Annotated in this window: 16 protein-coding genes; 13 read left to right on the top strand and 3 right to left on the bottom strand. The window is 62.5% G+C overall.

What is annotated here, in order from left to right; all coding sequences use genetic code 11:
• Positions 1–114: 114 nt before the first annotated feature.
• From R5H29_RS08850 to R5H29_RS08835, 4 genes are all read left to right on the top strand, one after another.
• Positions 115–555 (top strand): DUF6573 family protein, encoded by a 441-nt coding sequence (locus R5H29_RS08850; RefSeq protein WP_044570520.1) that lies wholly within the window; start codon positions 115–117, stop codon positions 553–555.
• Positions 556–643: 88 nt separating this feature from the next.
• Positions 644–1,291 carry a hypothetical protein gene (locus R5H29_RS08845; RefSeq protein WP_235649998.1) on the top strand — a complete coding sequence of 216 codons (648 nt, stop codon included), beginning with the start codon at positions 644–646 and terminating at the stop codon, positions 1,289–1,291.
• Positions 1,278–1,562, top strand: a complete 285-nt coding sequence (locus R5H29_RS08840) for a hypothetical protein (RefSeq protein ID WP_235649999.1) — start codon at positions 1,278–1,280, stop codon at positions 1,560–1,562. Before R5H29_RS08845 ends, R5H29_RS08840 begins: the two co-directional genes overlap by 14 nt.
• A complete protein-coding gene (locus R5H29_RS08835) occupies positions 1,559–2,320 on the top strand; it encodes a hypothetical protein (protein WP_024956683.1) in 762 nt (253 codons plus the stop codon). The genes R5H29_RS08840 and R5H29_RS08835 overlap by 4 nt, the downstream gene beginning before the upstream one ends.
• A gap of 162 nt (positions 2,321–2,482) precedes the next feature.
• On the opposite strand, the gene R5H29_RS08830 is transcribed toward R5H29_RS08835, so the two are convergent.
• Positions 2,483–4,213, bottom strand: a complete 1,731-nt coding sequence (locus R5H29_RS08830; RefSeq protein WP_162292566.1) for a type 4 pilus major pilin — start codon at positions 4,211–4,213, stop codon at positions 2,483–2,485.
• A gap of 222 nt (positions 4,214–4,435) precedes the next feature.
• Here R5H29_RS08830 and R5H29_RS08825 point away from each other — a divergent pair, with 222 nt between their 5' ends.
• The 4 genes from R5H29_RS08825 (at position 4,436) to R5H29_RS08810 (ending at position 6,380) form a co-directional block, all read left to right on the top strand.
• On the top strand, positions 4,436–4,609 hold the full coding sequence (locus R5H29_RS08825; RefSeq protein ID WP_156476632.1) for a hypothetical protein: 174 nt from the start codon (positions 4,436–4,438) through the stop codon (positions 4,607–4,609).
• Positions 4,600–5,064 carry a hypothetical protein gene (locus R5H29_RS08820; RefSeq protein ID WP_164170795.1) on the top strand — a complete coding sequence of 155 codons (465 nt, stop codon included), beginning with the start codon at positions 4,600–4,602 and terminating at the stop codon, positions 5,062–5,064. Before R5H29_RS08825 ends, R5H29_RS08820 begins: the two co-directional genes overlap by 10 nt.
• A 114-nt stretch (positions 5,065–5,178) precedes the next feature.
• A complete protein-coding gene (locus R5H29_RS08815) occupies positions 5,179–5,775 on the top strand; it encodes a ParA family protein (RefSeq protein ID WP_061478917.1) in 597 nt (198 codons plus the stop codon).
• Between the two features lie 35 nt (positions 5,776–5,810).
• Positions 5,811–6,380, top strand: a complete 570-nt coding sequence (locus R5H29_RS08810) for a hypothetical protein (RefSeq protein WP_235650000.1) — start codon at positions 5,811–5,813, stop codon at positions 6,378–6,380.
• A gap of 224 nt (positions 6,381–6,604) precedes the next feature.
• On the opposite strand, the gene R5H29_RS08805 is transcribed toward R5H29_RS08810, so the two are convergent.
• The gene (locus tag R5H29_RS08805) at positions 6,605–7,489 is read right to left on the bottom strand and encodes an HNH endonuclease signature motif containing protein (protein WP_332329080.1); all 885 of its coding nucleotides are present in this window, start codon (positions 7,487–7,489) and stop codon (positions 6,605–6,607) included.
• Positions 7,490–7,531: 42 nt separating this feature from the next.
• Positions 7,532–8,587, bottom strand: a complete 1,056-nt coding sequence (locus R5H29_RS08800) for a hypothetical protein (protein ID WP_332329079.1) — start codon at positions 8,585–8,587, stop codon at positions 7,532–7,534.
• A 767-nt stretch (positions 8,588–9,354) separates the two neighbouring features.
• Between R5H29_RS08800 and R5H29_RS08795 the strand changes: the two genes are divergently transcribed.
• From R5H29_RS08795 to R5H29_RS08775, 5 genes are all read left to right on the top strand, one after another.
• On the top strand, positions 9,355–9,756 hold the full coding sequence (locus R5H29_RS08795; RefSeq protein ID WP_012480692.1) for a hypothetical protein: 402 nt from the start codon (positions 9,355–9,357) through the stop codon (positions 9,754–9,756).
• 28 nt (positions 9,757–9,784) lie between these two features.
• A complete protein-coding gene (locus R5H29_RS08790; RefSeq protein WP_012480691.1) occupies positions 9,785–10,420 on the top strand; it encodes a hypothetical protein in 636 nt (211 codons plus the stop codon).
• 59 nt (positions 10,421–10,479) lie between these two features.
• Positions 10,480–11,544, top strand: coding sequence for a hypothetical protein (locus R5H29_RS08785; RefSeq protein WP_232503858.1), 1,065 nt, complete (start codon positions 10,480–10,482; stop codon positions 11,542–11,544).
• A gap of 65 nt (positions 11,545–11,609) precedes the next feature.
• Entirely contained in the window at positions 11,610–11,942 is a 333-nt protein-coding gene (locus R5H29_RS08780) for a hypothetical protein (protein WP_012480689.1), read from the top strand.
• Between the two features lie 23 nt (positions 11,943–11,965).
• Positions 11,966–14,947, top strand: a complete 2,982-nt coding sequence (locus tag R5H29_RS08775) for a TraM recognition domain-containing protein (protein ID WP_012480688.1) — start codon at positions 11,966–11,968, stop codon at positions 14,945–14,947.
• Positions 14,948–15,031: the final 84 nt, after the last annotated feature.

Genomic DNA, 15,031 nt, shown 5'->3' with positions numbered 1-15,031 from the left:
CCTTCCATTTCCTCCCTTGACCGCGCCGAGCGGTGGGGCGGTGGGTTTCCCATTCCAAGACATCCGCACCGGATGCCCTGGACCGGGCCATTACTCACCAAGCGAGGAAACAACATGTTCGAGCCTTCCGACCTCATCCATTCCTACACCCGCGCCCAGGCGATCGAGGACGGCGTCTTAGTGGACGTGTCCGACGTGGCCAAAGAAGCCGGTTTCAAGTTGCCCGTGGCCATCACCCGCGCTGCGTGGGCACGCTACGTGGAAGTGCCCGCGGGACTGGAGGTGCGCGGCCAGTCGGTGGACGGCCGGCTCTGGGATGTGCTTTTTATGCTCCACGTCGCCATCAAGCGGCATCAGGGCAACGGTTCGGAGATCCACTACCAGCTCCACGTGGCTCTGTCCGACGCCGGCGACTGGTTGTCAAACGAAGCCCACCCGGAGGCCGGGTCTGGCCTGACGCGGTCGACCCATCGCCTTGTCACCTTGAAAGCACTGTGTGGGCCCGGGGACGCCCTGGAGCCGGTGGTCACCATCATGCTGCCCAACGAGGATTGAGAAGGGAGGGGGCAGGACATCGGCCCCCATCGTTTTCCCGTGCTGGTCCCGCCGCTACCATGGCGAGACGACAAGGGAGGAGTAGAGGATGGAAAAGTTCGATTGGTCGAAGGTGGAGTTTGCACGCACACCCTGGCGGAGCCGGGTTATCCCGGACGCGCTGCCCATCCTCATCCGGTGGGCGCAGGAGGGTGAAGCTCATTCCTACAGCGACCTGGCCCAAGAGCTGCACGACACCTTCGGACACGAGATCAAACCCCGCAAAGACCTCTACGGCACCGTCGCCGGGGGAGTGGCCCAGGCCCTGCAGTGGCTCAGCGAGCAGTGGAAGGAACCCATCCCGCCCCTCCACGCAATCGTCGTCAACAAGAACACGAAACACCCTGGCGAGGGGGCGATCACCATCTCGCCAGCTTACTTCGCGGGGAAGAAGCTGGACACCGAGGAAGAGCGCCGTGCGCACTTGCGAGAGGCGATGGAAGACGTTTTCACCTATCCCAATTGGGACCGGGTCGCCCGCGCTCTGGGAGCCACCATGCTGACCCCGTCCGCCGGGGCGGTTGAAGAGGTGGCAGCGGATGCGCCTCTTCCCCTTCCTAAAGTCCAGGAGGGGGGGGCGGCCAGAGAGCGACGAGCACAAAGCGTTGAAGGCGTGGGTGGCCAGCCATCCCGAAGAGTTCGTGGACTTTGGGTACTTCCCCATGGGGAGCAACGAGAAGTTGTTGAGCTCGGGTGACCGACTGGACGCGCATTTCGATAACGGAAGACATCGCCTGGCGGTGGAAGTTAAAACCAGCAAGTGCTCGGAGGACGAACTCCAGCGAGGCGTCTATCAAGCGGTGAAATACCGCGCCGTTCTCCGGGCCGAGCAGAAGGCCATCCGCCACGTGCCCAACGGGGAGGCGGTGCTGGTGTCCACGCGCGCTCCGAACGCGGAAACCCGTGCGCTCATCAAGCGGCTGCAGGTGCGTTTCCAGCAGGTGCCGCTGGAGGCGGAGCAAGAATGAAGCCTGAGGAACTGGAACAACGTATTCGCCAAATCGATGGATTCGTTCGGGTGCTCACGCAGGAGTGCCACATCCTCGACGAGCGCCGGCACATTTTGTCCCCACTCATTCAAGACCCCGCGATCCAGGCAGGGCTCAAAGCCAAATTGGATAAGACCCCCGGCGCCAATGCGTGGAACCACTTGGCTCCGCTTCTTGGGCAAGACCTGGTGCGCGATCAGTCACGGCTTTTTCTGGACAACGATCTCAGGTCGGGTAGCCTGACCAACCTGTGGAGAAAGCTGCAAGCAGATCCAGCCATCAAGGAGCACTACCGGGAGCGCTACGGGCGCATGTTCGATCACTTCCACGACGAACCGATCAGTGACCTGCCGCCCGAAAGCTCGGCTGTTTTCCAGGAGAAGTTCAGACAGAGCGATCGGGACGAAAATTACTCGCGCTTCGATAATGGCTGGGAAAAGGTCTCCAATGAAATGGTGATCCTTTCGGCTGATCCCGTGGCAGCGAAAATCAAGACCCTACGGGACAAGCACCACGCCCACCTGGAAATGCGCAAGCTGGACGAGGAGCCTGGCGCGTTTGACATCAACACGCTTGGGTTGACCTTCAATGAGGTCTTGGCTTTTGGCGATCGCTGTCAGGCCATCGTGGCAGAGCTGGGGCTGCTGCTGACCGGGACCAGCTGGGATCCACAGCAATACGCATCGGTTCACGAAGCCCAGGGCAAGGCGATGTGGAAAACCCTGGCTGGGGTTTGACTTCGAGGCACAACAGCGAAGAGCCCAGAAGCCGCCGCAGGTGGCCAAGCCACCTGCCTTCTGAAAAGCACGCTTGGTGCGAGGGCATTGCCTCCGGTCGGTTTTGGAGATCCGAAGCTTTGCCACTTCGAACGTGAGGGATGCCCCCCGCCTTCTTTGCCGTCAGGGGCATTTGAATTCAAAGCCCACCCAGTCGCTCGCTCCCAGGTCTTGCCAGTAGAACCGCGCGCCTGGACCCACGACGCTGCACGAGCAAGCCGCCGGCCAAACCGCGGTGCCTGGGTGGTTGACGAAGCCGTAACCTGGCATCGGAGTTAAGTTGGCGCGCAGCGCGTAGACACAGGCTTCCAAAGCCGGTGTTGGGCGGGTCACGCCAGGTGGCTCTGGCGTAAACGTGGGGGTGTCGTTCGTTTCGTATTGCCAGGTGCATGCCAACGAGGTGGCTTGAAGCTCGGCCAGGGTCCGGGGAGCGTTGCAGAAGATCGCCCAGCCGTAGTGCCCTCCGTCTCCCCACGAATGCCAAGATCGCCCGGTGTATTCGGGAAACGTCGGGGGTGGTGCGTTGGGTGTGCATGTATTGGCCTCGTTGCGACGAACCCCCGTCTCCGCCCAATTTGTCCAAGTGGTGAACGTCGGGCTGGGCAGCGACCACGTGGTGGCCGGGCAGTTGTAAGACCCCATCCTGGTCCGCCGCTGCTCGGCCTGCCACGTGTGCGATCCACTTTGGCCTGCCGGGCAAGCGGCACTCGCGGCGACCCACTGGGTTTCGGCTTGTGGGAAAGGTGCTGGGCAAGCCGCGCAGGTGGTGTTGGTTTGCGTCCAAGCGTCCCACGAACCGGTGCCCGTGCATGAGAAGGTCCGCCGCTGGCCGATCGAGCCAAACTGACCTGCAGGGCATCCCACGTTGCGGGTCTCGGGAGCAGGGCACGGAGTGCAGGTGCTGCTGGTCGTGGTCCAACTGCCGGCCGTCGTGGACCCAGCCCACGCCTCGTAAACACTCGGGTCGGTTCCGCAGTGGTGACGGCGGTGTTGGAACACCTGGCCCACCTGGCCCACTGGGCAGTTGATCGTTCGGTTCTCGCTCCACTCTCGGCACGGCATCGTGGTGCTGATCGGCGGCGGCGTGACCGGCGGTGAAGTGGGCGGAGCCGGAGGCGTCACGCTCACCGGGGGAGCGGGCGGCGTGACCGGTGGGGGCGTCGTGGGCGGAACGCTTGGTGGCGGGGCGGTTGGGGGCGACACCGGCGTGGAAGGTGGCACCGGCCCCACGGGCCCCACCGGGAATCCCACGGGCGGAGAACCGGGTGGAGTGGCCGGAGGTGTTGCTGGCGGCAATACTAGAGGCGATCCGGTCCACTCGCCTCCCAACAATCCGCTGTGGTAGACGAAGACCACGCGCGATTTGTCCGCACACGTGCGGCTCAGCAATCCGACGTCGAGTTGGCCGCCGGTGTTTCGAATCACCGACACGTCCGACACCTGCGCGTCCCACACCCCGCCCGCGTTGGCCGCGACCAGGGCCACGCACGCTTGACGAGGAAGGCCGGCGTAGCTCACGGAGAACGAATCGCCGAAGCGATCCACGGTGTAAGGCTGGACGTCCACCGCGCCGCCCCACGCGTTGGTCAAAACGTTTTCCCCGGCGCCGAGCTGGGATTCAGGGGCCAATCCATCGACCACCACGGCCGTGGTGCTCACCCCGCGGAACGTCCCCACCACCCCAAAGCTGCTTTCAAGACGACGGGACAGCTCGCGCAGGTTGCGCGTCTCGCTGGCCACCTTGGACTTTGCATCGACCTGGCCAAAGAACAGGAACATCGCGCCCGTGGCGGCGGTCACGGCCCCGAGCGCAAGCAAGGCCTCGGTGAGGGTGAAGCCCAGCGCGCTGCGCACGCCCTTGGAAACGTGGGTGAGAGTGGGCGAACAACGGGGGCGGGTTGTGTGCGTCATGCACTCAGCATGCGATGCACCTGGGATTCCGCAAGCCCCTGTTTTTAGTCAAAAAAAGGTCGATTTTTCATCTTGACATTGCTCGGCGATCTGGTTGCATGAGGTCAAGTGAGTGGGTCGACCTACGCACGAACGTAGCTCCAAACAACCCAAGAGACCGCCACCATGATTGAAAGCCCCGCCAACTTGTCCCGCCTTATTGCTGGCCTTCCTTTCGCGCACATCCCTCCCACGGTTCCCGCGTTCCTGCCCGAAGGCAAACTTCGCCGGCAAGCCCGCCTGGCGCGCGAGCAACGCCACTTCGAGCGCCAGCTGCGCAAGGAGCTGAAATGGAAATGACCACAGACCGGCGTGCTCAACGGCTTCTGGATGCCATCGAGCACCGCAACCCACAGGCTTTGAAGAGAACCATTGCGGCCATCCGCGAGGCACGTCTGAAGGCGTGGAGGGGCCTGACGGCTTTCCCGTCCTTGGACCACCCGGTGGGGCCCAACGGAATCACCGCTTTCCACGTCGCTTGCATGGCGTGGCACGTGAACCAGGATGACCCGGCCAAGCGACAGTGCTACGACAAGATGACTGGAATGCTGGCTGAAGCCGGAGCGGACGTGTTCGCGGAGTTCGGTCCGGCAAAACAACGCTGGACGATCATCGAAGCACTGCATGGCGCTGCGCCACCGTCTGTCAAAGCATGGATGGCCTCTCAGCCGTTCGATCTGCATTGCTCGGCGTCAAACACCGCCCACACGCTGCGGTGGGACTGCCGTCGTCCAGCCGCCTTGTCGGAAGGATAGAAAATAATCCAAGGGCTGAACGGCCCGAAAGGGTTGCAAAAACATGCACTTGCGCTATGGCAGCGTCGGGGTAGATTCGAGAGAAACCCCTATCTACTCACGAAAGGATGTCCTATGCGACTGTGCAACTTCTCACTCAAGGGTGGCGTCGGCCGCACGACGCTGGCCCTGAATCTAGCCGGGTGCTATGCCCGTGACCCCAGCCTGCGTGTGCTGGTCAATGACCGGGACCCCCAAGGCGGGGCCTGCGCGTTTGCCTCACTGTCGGACGAAACACCGTTCAGTGTCGGGCGATCGCGCTCCCCTGGCTTCGACGTGGAGATCACCGACACCCCGCCGCGTCTGCCGGACAACGAGGTGATTCCCGAGGCGGACCTCTACCTGGTGCCGACGTTGCTCGACGGGGCCAGCTTCCTCATCTTCCTGCGAACCGTGGATGTTCTTGAAAAGAAGGGAAAGCGTTTCCTGCCCATCGCCAACCGGGCCAACGAGAGGCGGGCAGCCCATCGACGTCGCCTGGAGCACCCCAAGATGTCGGGCGCCATGCTGGTGCGGGATCGTGCGTTGTTTGCGGACTGCTACGAGGAGGGAAAGACCGTGTTCGACGCCAACGGCCGCTGGGCCCGGGTGGCCCAGGAGGAGATCCACGCCTTGGCGGTCCGGGTGCGCGACATCCTGGCTGCTGGTGCAGGCCGGAGGGCTGCGGCATGATGGAGCTTCCCTTGGTTTCCCTCCCAGACCTACCCATGGCCACTCGCAAAGCTCCTGCCAAGAAGGCTGCCACGAAGAAGGCCGTCAAGCGCACCTTGGATGACGTCAAGGACGTGACCCATGCCAAGCCCCGCCGGGCCAGCAAATCGGCAAGCGTTCCGATTGCCCGCATCCCGGAGCACCTGTTGCTGGGGCCAGGCGACTACCCGGAGCGCAAGTCCTACTTTGACTACGACGACAGCCAGAAGGCGGGAAGCGTGGGAGGCAAGCGGGTTCACATGGTCATGCCCCGATCGGTCACCCTGCACGACTACCGCCGTCGGGAGGACGGGCTGCGCCACCACCGGGCCATGGTGACGATCCCGCCAAAGCTCCGCGAGAACATCGCCAAGCTGTTCGGCTTTGACGATTCGGAGGACGCCGGGAGTGAAGTCGCGTTGACCACCGCCATGGTGGCGCTGGCAGACTACGCGGCCGCGTCGCTCATCCAAGACAACACGCTGTTGATCGTGAGCTCGCCGGTGGACGAGCACGCGGAGGACCGCAAAGCCGCCAGGGTAGCGGTGCGGAACTTGGGGATGAGCAAGAACGGAAAGATCTACTGACCCTCACAATCAGGGGGACGAAGAAAGCGGCTATGGCCGCTTTTCTGTGTCTGTGGATCATCCCGTGGGCAGAGCAAAAGCAGCTGAAAAAGCGTCCCCTGGCGGGAGCTGGCATACGCCTACGGCGCGAAGAACCGTTGATTGAACTTCCGGATCCACGCGGAGGGCGTTCCTATCATGAGCAATGATTCGATTTGTCCGATCAGCCGGAGCTTTGGGGCGGCTCATTGGGGAAGGCTAGCAACCTCCAGTTCGGACGATTCATTGCCCGCCAGTCGCCGCCGCAGGGCCTCTTTGGACATCTTGGGCGGAGTGTCCAGCGAGAGCTTCTTTCCGTCCAACGAACGGTAGAACGGATCGTCCCCCCCCGCGCTGACGTAGACGACCAGGTCCGGCCCGATCGTTAACAGGCCTGCATCGAACAACGCGTGGATGTCCTTCCGTAGCAGTAAGCCATTGCTCAAAGCATTGGTGGCTGCCCCGTTGTAGGGGACGATGTGAGCGGCGTCGATGACGCTTGCCAAGGCGGTCCCGGTGACCATGCACACGGCTCCGTAGTGAGCGACTAGGCGTTTACGAAACTCCGCTTGGCCCTCTCGGATCACCCGAAGGACTTGTTCCACCCGCTTGCCCTCGGCAACGACGGCTTCCGCCGCTGGGGGCAGTGCCTGTTCCACTGCCAACCGCCCGCTCTCCTCAAGGACGCCCTGGAGGGCTTGGATGGCGTCGTATCCAAGCAGCTCTGCTGCCGGGCGCAGCTTTGGGTCAATGCCGGATCGGTGTCGGATATGGGCCAACAGGAGGGCGGCGTCTTCGAGGTAAGTGAGCTTCTCTCGGCGCATGCTCCAGAGCTGATTCAGCTCTTCTAGGTTCCAGGTGCGCAATGCTAGCCCAAGCTCATTGGTGGACATGCGTCGGGTGAGCTGGCCCTTCCCCAAGTGTTTGCGAACCAGGTGCTCTTCGAACTCCTTTACATCTGCAGCGTCCTTGTCCGTCAAGGTGAAATGACTGCTGTAGGACCTGCTGTTTTGCTCGTCCCACTTTCTCTCTCGCCGCATCTGCTTCGTCAGACGCCAATTTGCAATCCGTTCCTTGTCTGTGTCGTCCATGGTGGCTAGCTGGTCGTTTGAGGCTTGAACAATGGTAGTGGATCACGGCCGCTGAGAGCGGCCTTCCGCTTTCCGCTGGCGGGCTTTCAACCACGCAGCCGCCAGATCGTCCACGTCGGCCTGCAGCGCGGCCCGTTCCCCAGGGAGCCATGGCCTCAACGTCCCACTGGCCACCCCAGCGTCCCGGTCCGCTAAACGGCGCCGGGCATTGAGCCACTGTGCCTTGGTTTCCTCCTGACGAGTGGCTTGGCGCTGTGTCCGCATGCGAACCGCGTTGGGCTTGTCGCTGTAAGTCCGGGCATGGTCTTTGCCTTGGCTAGGCCAGGGTGTTTCGTGCGCGCCCTGTCGCCGCCGGCGGATCTGGCTCAGGCTTGGATACCGGGCCATCCACCGATTCTCAAACGTTCGATCGGGAGGGGGTGCTTCTTCTTGGGCCAGGGGGATGACCAAGGCGTGGAGGGCGATCAGTTGCCACACCGCTGATTGAAAAACATCCTCGGTCAACCGGAAGGCCACCACCTCGGGGTGTTCCAGCCATTCGCCTTGGTGCACGTTGCGCAAGAGCGCCGCCAAGTCGTTTCGCGTCAGATGGGCACGGTGGGCCAGTGGCCACCCCAGCATCCAGGTGTCCGAATGCCGTTCGGCATGAACGACGAATCGGGGGTGTTTCCAGCGCTCTTGAAGCTGGGCAAGGACGGTGGCTGGCTTGGCAAAGCGCCCTACCTCGACCAGGTGGTTATCGGAGCGCTGCAGGACAAACAGTCGGTCGGCCAGCAGGGCGTCCAGGGGTTCTGGTGGCAGCCGCTGGCTCAACTCGGGCCAGGCCAACAGGTCACGGGTGCCCCGCTCGGTGATGCAGCGCTTGCAAGCCATGCGCAGGTTCTCGGCGTCCCTTGGGCCGGCTAGGCTCAACGGAACGAGCGGTGAGAGCCCCCAGGCGTGGCGACGATCCAAGTCCAGGGGGGCGGTGCAGAAAGCGCACACAGGGCGTTCGGAACGGCGGGCCACGTCCAGCGTCCAACGGGGAGTGGCAGGCGCACGGGCGCCATGGAAGGCCAGCACGCGACGGGCAAGCGCGCCCAGGTCAGCGGTGGTCATGGGAGCGCTCCTGAAACGAAAGCCGGCAAATCACCGATGGGCCAATGGCGGTGAATGGAGGTCATGGGGCGCACCCTCGCTTGACTAAAACGAAATGCGGCGAGGGCTCCGCGCTTCCCTTCCAGGGGTTCTTTGGCTCCCCACTTGTGATTCGGAAAACACGGTGGCGGTGTATCCATGGGCACTGCACACGTTTGACTAAAACCAATGTGGCTTGGGTGTCGTGGGTCGGTGCTGCGGGTGGGTGAGGGCAACCTGTCCTGGGGATCCGGGGCAATGCGAAACGGTGGGCTGAAAAACTCCACACGGACTCCTGGGGTGGGGCATCGGTGGGCGTGAGGGGTGGAAGAGCGGGAGCGTTGCGTGGGCATGGCGTGGGCGGTGGTCCTGTGGGGGCGAGGGGGCGTAGACCACCAATAGCGCAGTTGGGGCAACACGCAAGGGGCCGCCGAAAAGCAACTGCAAGAGCCCAACGTGGGTGGAAGCAGTGTCGGCAGGGGCAGAGAAGCAGGAGCCCGGACGGTTCCCCAGAGTCGTCATACACATGACGCACTGAAGTGGGAGTGCGCTTTTCGCCCAAAAATCGGCCTCACATCTGCCGGAACCTCAATGCAATCAAGGCCTGACCCTGTCACCACTGAATGGAGACAGTGTCAGTGCTTGTTAGCTCGTTTGGCCCATGTTTTTCAGGCTCCTGACGTGGGGCCTTGCCAACTCCGAGATTCGCGGTATCGGTGGAGTAGTCCAGAAACGGAGTTACTCGACCAATGGCGTTGGTTCGTCAAAACGTAAACCTCGACCGTGGGCAACTGAAACTTGCTCAGCGGCTTGCCCGTGAATCGGGCAGTGGGTTTAGCGCCTACGTGCGAGAGGCGCTGGAGCGACACAACACTTCCATGTCTGTGGCGAGTGTACTGGAGAACTCTAACGCTCACTTGGAACAGCTCATCGACGAGTTGCGGGAAGAGAACGCGTTGTTCCGGAGTGCGCTCCAGGAAGACCTGCGGCGGCTGCGAGACGAAACGAAGGCGGAACAGGACAGCGCCATCCAGCGCTACGAAGAAGCGCTTCGCAAGGTGGTGACGGCGGCCCTCTCGCAACCCTCTCCCAAAGGTTCTGGTGCGGCCAAGGTGCCCGCAGCCGGTCCCATGACTGCTCCACGCACCTAACTTTCCCCCACAGCAGGAGATCCAACCCATGAAACGTTTTTCCCTTTCTCTCACTCTCTGCCTGGCGGCGTTCATGCCGCTTCACGTTTCCGCCCAGGCCGCCGCTGATGCGGTCCATGCCGCAGAGGACGATGGCAAGCCCAAGGCCGATAAGAGGCGCCTGTTCAAGGCCGGAGGCATCGGTTGCGTGGCCGGCGGAGCCATCGCCTTGCTCACGGGCAAGAAAGACAAGGCCTTGGGCGCTTGCGCCGCGGGTGCTGCAGTGGGTGCTTCCGCGTCCTACGTGAAGCAGCAGCGGGAACACGCCGAGCAGGCCGCCGACGCTGCCCGTGCGGCTGGCATGAAGGCCGAAGTGGTCACCAAGACCGAAACCGTGGAGGGCAAGCAGGAAGCCGTCCTGGATTCGTTGCGCTTGAACTACAACCCCACCGACATGAAGCGGTTGAACAGCGACACCCGGGCCTTCCTCGACAAGTTCGCAGGTCTGTTGAACAAGTCCAGCAACGGGTTGACGGTGGTGTTCCAAGGAGCCGACAAGGCCGCCTGCCAAGTGCCCATCGTTGAGCTGGCCAAGCGTGGCGCGCTGTCCAAGGTCACGGTGGACGACCGCTGCGGCAGCGGTGAGCCCGTGATCGTCGTTACCCCGGTGCCTGACGTCCGGTGATCTCAGTGCCCGGGTGTCGCTCGATGCTCGGGCTTCCTTCCCCCTTCCGAGGAGCCCACATGACCCCAGAAGAAAAGAACCAGAGAATCCTGAAGCGCAAGCGCGAAGAATTGCTGAAGCGTGCCAACGCAACCCCGACCGCATCGCCCACGCAAGAAGAGCGGCTGGTTTCCGACGGCATGAAAGAAAACCTGAAAGCGGCCAGTCACTGGGCTGGAGTGATCAGCAAGCGCACTGCCGAGTTGACCCAGAAGGGCGTTGCTGCCGCTGCAGAGAAGGCAAAGGAAGCCAAGGCACAGCTGGACGCGAAGCGCGCCCGGGAAGCCCAGGAACATCGTGCTGTCGAAGAGAAGCCTCAAGACGCTCCGCTCACCTTGGAGGAGGAAATGTTGGTTAGGCAACTGACGTCCGATGCAGCTGCACCGGTTCTCGTAGGAGCGGGTGATAAGGGAATGTGCACCGTTTGGGAGCTGGTTGATGAATTTGGAGAGCCCGGCGCACAGGTTGCAGATGGATTGGGTGGCCCTTCGGTGGACGCCAAGGCGTTGAGCAATGAAGATACGGCAGCCTTGGTCAAGCTGTCTCAGCAGGACGCGGTGGAAGTCCTGTCCGTTTCCGCGGGGCCTGAAGGGTCCAACCGGCCCCCGGAGGCCGCGTCACCAGAGCAGCCAGTAACTCCAATCCAACCCAGCCCCCGCTCTCGTTTGCCTTGGGTCTTGACCGGTGTGGTGGCGGTGGCATTGGTCGTGGGGGCGATCTACTTCTTGCTTGGGAAGAACAACCAAGTGCCTCCAAGCACACCGGCTCCCATGGCACCGGTTGCCACTCCAGCCGCTCCCGAGCAGTTGCCCGAGGTGGTGGAAGTCCCCGTGGTTGCGCCTGCTCCAGCAGTGCTTTCAGAACAGGCCAAGCCAGAAGCCACGATCGAGAAACCCGCACCTGTCGCCGCTCCCCCGGTATCGACGACAGCGCCAATTGCGCCCCAGCCAATGCCTTCGCCGAAACGTGCAACCGCCCCATTGCCGAGGAAGCCCCCCGCACCCGCCGCCGAACCGCGGAACGACTGGCAGCAAAAAGCCAATGCAGACCTAGACGCTTGGGCGAAGAAGTCGGGGATCGACTGATCCCCCTTGCGCATCCGCGGATTCGATCTAGAAAGAAGTGACCTACTCACGAATAAGGGGGAAGCATGTTCAAGTGGCTGTTCACGCAATACCGGGAGCCCGGAAAACTTCATTTCGGCTCAAAGTGGCTGAACCTGCACGGGCGCTTGTTCCTCGGCAGCCCTGAATCGTTTGGCATGGGCCACCTGAGCGAAGGCGTCCGCCGCACTTTCTACTACTTGCGCGCCGATCGCAGGCCTCCGGTCAGAGACGACGCCGCGTATGACGCATGGACCAAGGATCGGCTCTACGCGAGCAAGGTTGAGCAGGTCGCAGAGCGCTGGGTGGCCAAAGCGGGCTTTCTGGCGTGCGCGCCGCTTTGCTTGGTGCTTGCCGTCTTGGCGCATTGGCTTCGTTGAATTGACAGGGGAGGGAGACAGAGATGGCAGCAATCAGTTTGTTCAACGTGCTTGACTGGACGAGCGGCCTGGGGCGCAAGTTCCGCCGGAAGAGCGGCGAGCCTTGGAACGTGAAGGAAGAAATCATCGTCAGATCCGCCGAGGAGTATGAAAACCTGGTGGGGCGCTTTGACGTGACCGATCGCGTTCGCAGTCGAGAGCTCGATGTGCCAGAGGCTGACCGGGATTTCGCGCTGGAGTGCGGCGCCGTCTGGGACGAGAACGCCCAGGGGTTCAAGGTGCCCGACGGACGCAGTGAGGACGAATTCCAGGAGTGGTGGCCGAAGGTTTCGGAAGATTTGCGCGACACCCAATCGCGGATCATCACGACGAAGCTTGGACGGCGTGCCGAGGGCTTCTTGCAGGGCAACGACATGGGGCAGGGCGGCGACAGCCTGGCCACTCCCTTGATGTATCTCGCCTTCCCCGTGATCGGCGTTCTGGCGACCTTCCTAGTGAGCCTCATCGGCTGGGCAGGCTGGGCCGCGCTGCTGCTGACCATTCCATACTTCATCGCCCTCAAGCAAGGCGAGGGCATGAAGGAGGCCCTGAAAGCCCTGGTGCTGCTGCAATGGGTTCCGATGGCGCTTCAGTTCATGGTCGGCGGCAGCAAGGGCGGCACCGAGGTGGCAATGCAAGCCGGCGGCATGGCTGTGTATGCCCAGATGGCCAAGACCTACCTGTGGTGGGCCTTTGGCTTGGTCGGCATCCTGTTTGTGGTTTGCTTTGTGGCGGCGGCCTCGCACCCGCACCGGGGCGTCATTGGCGGGACAGCCGCGCGCTTCATTCAAGCGATGAAGTGGGTGGGGCTCATCTTTGCCACACTGGTGGTCGCCAAGGTCCTGCCGTTTGGCTTGGGCGAGGCGGCGCCTTACGTGCTGGCATGCATGTATGCGATGCAATACGCCGAAGGCAACTTTGTCCAAAACGCCGCCCGGCTTTACCTGCAGAACAACGACAACAACCTGGCCACCCAGGGGGCGCTGATCAACGCGCACGTCAAGGCGCGTGAACAGCAAGCTGAGGCGGCACTGCGGGACAAGACCCCGCTGATCACCATTGGGCGCGCCACGGGACACCTTTCCGACAAGGGCTATGGCTACTCGCCCGACCTGGGCACCGTGATGATGTTCTCGTGGAGGGATTGTCAGCAGGGCCTGCTCGTGTTCGGAGCCATCGGATCTGGCAAATCCTTCGCCGCGCTCAGACCCATCGCTCGTCGGTTCCGTAGAGCCGCTTTGGCGATGGCATGTGTGGCGCCAGGCCACGCAGATGCAAGGGAGCGCTTGAAGCAGCAGAAGCTTGCCGGCGGTGGCGCGCTCATCGCCGACGGCAAAGACGGGGCGATCATCTCGGACTTGGAAGGTTTGTTCGATATCGTCGTCAAACCCGGGATGCGGGTGGCGCCATACGAGGGGTTGGCGCCCGATCAGGTCGTCCGGGCATTGCGCGGTGCAGCCGGTGGGCGAGTGGACGAGAAATCCAAGCTTTGGACGGACGGCGGTGACGCGTTTCTCTACCACACCGGCATCATCCTTCGTGCGCTCGTGGATCACGAGATGGCTTACAGGTCTTGGTGTTCGGCCAAGCTGGAAGGGCTGGAGCGTGCACAGTTGGACGCGGAGTTTGAGCTGGTCAAACAGCGCAAGCTGGACGAGGACGTGGCCGAGACTGAGGCATTGCTCGAGCGCATCGCCGAGCAGATCGCCATCCATCGAATCCCTGTGAGCGACGACAGACAATGGCAATACACGCCATTCCACCACGCCAAGTTGTTGTCCATTGTGGAACGCGTGATTCCCGCCAGCCCCGCGCCTCGTGCCAATGCAAAGCTGATGGAGGTGGTGAAATACTTGGGCTTGGAAGAGGCGGACACGAGCCATGACGAAGAAGGGCGGCTGGCCTACGCGGCCTACCTGCAACAGCACCGCCTTCGTCAAGAGAGCGCTCCGCAGACCATCCACCCGGATCTCTTCCGTCCCATGTCTCAGCTGCAGAGCTCGCTGGAATGGGCGTTCCTTGAGATTCCCGCGATGCATCCGGAACAGAGGCAATCGTTCACGCTCAACTCACGAGGGCTGCTGGAGAAGCTCTTGCGAGGCGAAAAGCTGCGTGACAGCAGAACGGACATGCCATGGCACTCGATCGAGAAGGGCGAGGTGGACGTGTCCGATGCGCTCTACGGAGCCATGGTAGGCCTCTTCTTGCCCCCGACCCAATTCGGTGAAGCGGGTGAAATGATGATGCGCCTGCTCAAACAGCGGGTCATGAATGGAATCAAAGCGCGTGGTGCATTCGGCGACAAGTGGCGCGAAGTGTTGCCTGGGCAAATTGAAGTGATGTTGATGATGGACGAGGCCCACCTGCTGTTGACGGCCGATGACATCAACCTGTTCTCCGTTTCGCGCTCGCTGGGGTTGATGCCCGTGCTTGCAACGCAAGGGTTTGAGAGCTTGGTCAACGCCTTTGGGTCGGTCAACGAGGCGGAGCTGATGGCCAACACGATGCAGTCGGTGATCGCGCTAAAGTGCTCGCACAACACCCACGAATACCTGGAAAAGCGGTTCGGGCAGGCCACATTGACCACCTTCAAGCAGCGCACCCGGGGCATCGACTACCAAGGCGGTATGAACAACTGGCGCCACTCTGTGCTCAACGACCCAGATCATGCATACGCGTCCGCCTACGACAAGATGCGCATGGAAGGGGCGGGGCGGTTGACGGCTTCGCGCATCGACGCCGTGACGGGTCGCCGCTGGCGGATTGGATCGGAGGACACGCTGGGCCAAGACGAGATCGCGCGCGACATCGACATGCCCACCGGGGGCAAGCGCGAGGTGCAGCCGCTCTTCCTGCAGGAAGAATACTCCGCTCTTCTTGAGCCCCGCGGTCACGCCATCGTGGCGCTGAGCCGTGCCGGCATCAAGCGCTTCGACCTGGCGGAGCTGCTGCCCGACGCGGATTGATGCGGATAGGCGAGGGGGTTTGCCCCCTTGCCAAACCTGCGGATTGATCAACGATGAGCCTATTCACCCCAGCGGAGGAAACAA

The sequence above is a fragment of the Stenotrophomonas sp. A3_2 genome (genome assembly GCF_036624925.1).
Classification (GTDB): domain Bacteria; phylum Pseudomonadota; class Gammaproteobacteria; order Xanthomonadales; family Xanthomonadaceae; genus Stenotrophomonas; species Stenotrophomonas hibiscicola.
The sequence above is the reverse complement of the archived record's forward strand: the minus strand, read 5'-3'. Positions and strand labels throughout refer to the sequence as shown.

Bases quoted from the DNA above. Each gene is read 5' to 3' on its own strand.
- R5H29_RS08815 (WP_061478917.1), top strand. From the start codon at position 5,179: ATGCGACTGTGCAACTTCTCACTCAAGGGTGGCGTCGGCCGCACGACG.
- R5H29_RS08825 (WP_156476632.1), top strand. From the start codon at position 4,436: ATGATTGAAAGCCCCGCCAACTTGTCCCGCCTTATTGCTGGCCTTCCT.
- R5H29_RS08820 (WP_164170795.1), top strand. From the start codon at position 4,600: ATGGAAATGACCACAGACCGGCGTGCTCAACGGCTTCTGGATGCCATC.
- R5H29_RS08795 (WP_012480692.1), top strand. From the start codon at position 9,355: ATGGCGTTGGTTCGTCAAAACGTAAACCTCGACCGTGGGCAACTGAAA.
- R5H29_RS08810 (WP_235650000.1), top strand. From the start codon at position 5,811: ATGGCCACTCGCAAAGCTCCTGCCAAGAAGGCTGCCACGAAGAAGGCC.
- R5H29_RS08785 (WP_232503858.1), top strand. From the start codon at position 10,480: ATGACCCCAGAAGAAAAGAACCAGAGAATCCTGAAGCGCAAGCGCGAA.
- R5H29_RS08790 (WP_012480691.1), top strand. From the start codon at position 9,785: ATGAAACGTTTTTCCCTTTCTCTCACTCTCTGCCTGGCGGCGTTCATG.
- R5H29_RS08800 (WP_332329079.1), bottom strand. From the start codon at position 8,587: ATGACCACCGCTGACCTGGGCGCGCTTGCCCGTCGCGTGCTGGCCTTC.
- R5H29_RS08835 (WP_024956683.1), top strand. From the start codon at position 1,559: ATGAAGCCTGAGGAACTGGAACAACGTATTCGCCAAATCGATGGATTC.
- R5H29_RS08845 (WP_235649998.1), top strand. From the start codon at position 644: ATGGAAAAGTTCGATTGGTCGAAGGTGGAGTTTGCACGCACACCCTGG.
- R5H29_RS08850 (WP_044570520.1), top strand. From the start codon at position 115: ATGTTCGAGCCTTCCGACCTCATCCATTCCTACACCCGCGCCCAGGCG.
- R5H29_RS08805 (WP_332329080.1), bottom strand. From the start codon at position 7,489: ATGGACGACACAGACAAGGAACGGATTGCAAATTGGCGTCTGACGAAG.
- R5H29_RS08780 (WP_012480689.1), top strand. From the start codon at position 11,610: ATGTTCAAGTGGCTGTTCACGCAATACCGGGAGCCCGGAAAACTTCAT.
- R5H29_RS08775 (WP_012480688.1), top strand. From the start codon at position 11,966: ATGGCAGCAATCAGTTTGTTCAACGTGCTTGACTGGACGAGCGGCCTG.